Here is a 3206-nt window from a genome sequence, read left to right as displayed (position 1 = left end):
GGATATTTACTTTGTGTCATTTGAATTGTAAAATCAGAGTCTGCTAGAAACACTAATTGACCGTATTTATCATGCGCCAAGAATTTTTGTTTGATTCTTCTAAACTCTTTAAACTCGTCACTTTTTAGATCATTTGGCTTTACCCAGCAAGCTTTGTGAACAGGGAAATTTTCATACGTACATTTGGCTCCATATTCATGCTCCAAACGGTATTGAATTACCTCGTACTGCAACGCACCCACTGTTCCAATGATTTTTCTATTATTCATTTCTAGTGTAAACAATTGCGCTACTCCTTCATCCATTAACTGATCAATTCCTTTGTCTAGCTGTTTGGCTTTCATAGGATCAGCATTATTGATGTATCTAAAATGTTCAGGCGAAAAACTTGGAATTCCTTTAAAACTCATTAATTCCCCTTCGGTCAGTGTGTCACCAATTTTAAAATTTCCAGTATCATGAAGGCCAACAATATCTCCTGGATAAGAGATGTCTACAATTTCTTTTTTTTCAGCAAAAAAGGCGTTAGGACTAGAGAATTTTAAATTTTTCTTTTGGCGAACGTGATAATACGGTTTGTTTCTTTCAAAAGTACCCGACACGATTTTAATAAACGCTAGACGGTCTCGGTGTTTTGGATCCATATTGGCATGGATTTTAAATACAAAACCAGACATTTTTTGTTCTTCTGGATCAACTAGCCTTGTTTCGGAATCTTTAGGTCTTGGCGAAGGTGCAATTTCTACAAAGCAATCTAGTAGTTCTCTAACACCAAAATTGTTTAATGCTGAACCAAAGAAAACGGGTTGTAGTTTTCCGTCTAAATAATCTTGTCTGTCAAATTTTGGATATACTTCGTCAATTAACTCTAATTCTTCTCTAAGTTTATCGGCTGGTTTTTGACCAATTATTTTTTCAAGCTCAGGACTTTGTACATCTGAGAAAGCAATTGTTTCTTCGATGTTTTTACGACTATCACCACTGAATAAATTGATATTTTGTTCCCAAAGATTATAAATTCCTTGAAAGTCATATCCCATCCCGATAGGGAAACTCAATGGTGTTACGGTAAGTCCAAGTTTTTGTTCAACTTCGTCCATTAAGTCGAAAGCATCTTTTCCTTCTCTATCTAATTTATTGATAAATACAATAATTGGAATTTTACGCATTCTACAAACTGCTACTAATTTTTCAGTTTGTTCCTCCACACCTTTGGCTACGTCAATTACTACAATTACACTGTCAACTGCTGTTAAAGTTCTAAAAGTGTCTTCGGCAAAATCCTTATGTCCAGGTGTATCAAGTATGTTTATTTTTTTGTCTTGGTAATTAAATGCAAGTACAGAGGTAGATACAGAAATCCCTCTTTGGCGTTCAATTTCCATAAAGTCACTCGTAGCCCCTTTCTTTATTTTATTATTTTTTACGGCACCTGCTTCTTGAATTGCTCCTCCAAAAAGAAGTAATTTCTCAGTCAATGTCGTTTTTCCAGCATCAGGATGTGAGATAATCCCGAAAGTTCTTCTGCGTTGTATTTCTTCTAAAAAGCCCATATGTATATCAATAGTTTGCAAAAGTACTATTTATATACGCTATTTGAAAATTTGATCTGTTTAAAAGGTATTTTCGTATTGTGTAAACGATTCCAAATAAAAGAGGCTGCCTAATAAAGACAGCCTCAAAGAAAAACTATTACATGTTGATGGACCAAACAGAATATCCATTAGGAGGACATTGTATTTTTACCCATTTGTCAGCTTGAGTTGTTGGGTACCAGCCAGAGTTGCCTGTAAAATCTTTTATTTGTGCATTAGACCAGTTAGTTTGTATCCAGCGCTCTTGCCAGTTTGAAGAGTTGTTGATGTAAACGACTAATCCTGGATTGCCATTATAGCCGTTTCTTCTCGCTATGTATTCATCATTATCTGTGTATAAAATAGAAGTGTTTCCGGTTGCTTTGTTGTTGTGAATCCAAATTAGATTATTCAATTTGGTTTTATTTAGCCACTCTTCATAATCGCGGTAAAAAATAGTTGGATATCCTTCGTGCGTTAAAATGTAGGCGTAAGCCAATTCCTTTTTCCAAATTTCATCAGTATCATGATTCGCAACAAAAGTAACCGCTTTGTACGGATTTCTTTTCCACATCATATCATCATTCAAAACATTTAGATTATTGCCATCAAAAGCATCATTCATTTTATAGTAGCAAGCAAAGTCAAAAACAGAGCTATTTGCGTTATTTGCCCAGTCATTAAGTAAATTTACATTAGAATCCCATAGTTCACCTACAGAAAATCCGCCAACATTAGCATTCCAATCTTTAACGACCCAAGCACCAAAACCTTTTACGTAATCAAATCTCCAGCCGTCAAATTTCATGGTGTTTTTATAAAATTTACCCACACCATCTGCTCTTTTCCAAAGCCAATCTTGTACATTAGGAGCTACGTGAGCAAGATCTGGAAAACCACCAAAAATACCTTCGTCATTATTCCCAAAAGCGTTTTTGTAAAAGTCAGCGCTTGTTCGTTTAAATTTCCCTGATGCAACACCCGTAAAGTTAGTGTAGGTTTGTGTTCCTGTGAAAGGATTGTTTTCTAATTGACCGCCACTATTATGATTGAGGACCATGTCAGCATATACTTGCATGTTTTCGGCGTGTACTTTTGTAATCAAACTTTCTAATTCGGTTTTAGAGCCAAAACGTGTTTCAACAGTTCCGTTTTGATTAAAATTACCAAAATCAAAATAGTCAGTAGGGTCATATCCCATAGAGAATGGTCCATTTTGGGCTTTTGATACAGGAGGTAGCCAGATTGAGCCAATACCAGCGTTTGACCAAGCCGTAATTTTTGAGTTTACTACATTCCACCATGTTCCGCCGGCAGGTACATCCCAGTAAAAAGCTTGCATCATGACGCCTCCACCCGGATTTGAAACATATCTTCCAGAAGGGATGTTAGTTTGTTTCCCAGTGCTAAAAGGTTTTCCGTCATGTTTAGTAACTTGAATGATTTTAAACTGAGATGCTTGTTCTATGGCATCTTTTTGCAATTCGTCTGATGTGGAACAAGCGTTTAAACTTAAAAAAAGCGATGCGATGGCACAGGTTTTTAATACGTGTTTTTTCATAATAATTTTGGTTAATCGTTTTAGTTAGAATTGGGTCACTGTTATCATTCTTTGAGAAAGAAACTTATAGA

2 protein-coding genes are annotated in these 3206 nt (G+C 35.7%); both read right to left on the bottom strand.

Going from position 1 to position 3206, the window contains the following annotated elements:
• The coding region (locus tag FPG59_RS15185; protein ID WP_086455399.1) for a peptide chain release factor 3 at nt 1-1553 on the bottom strand (1553 nt) is incomplete at its 3' end.
• Between the two features lie 139 nt (nt 1554-1692).
• A complete protein-coding gene (locus FPG59_RS15180) occupies nt 1693-3135 on the bottom strand; it encodes an alpha-amylase (protein ID WP_086455398.1) in 1443 nt (480 codons plus the stop codon).
• Nucleotides 3136-3206 lie beyond the last annotated feature (71 nt).

The organism is Flavobacterium sp. FPG59, from assembly GCF_002150205.1.
Lineage (GTDB): Bacteria > Bacteroidota > Bacteroidia > Flavobacteriales > Flavobacteriaceae > Flavobacterium.
Note: the sequence above shows the minus strand (reverse complement) of the source record. Positions and strands in the feature narration are given on the sequence as shown.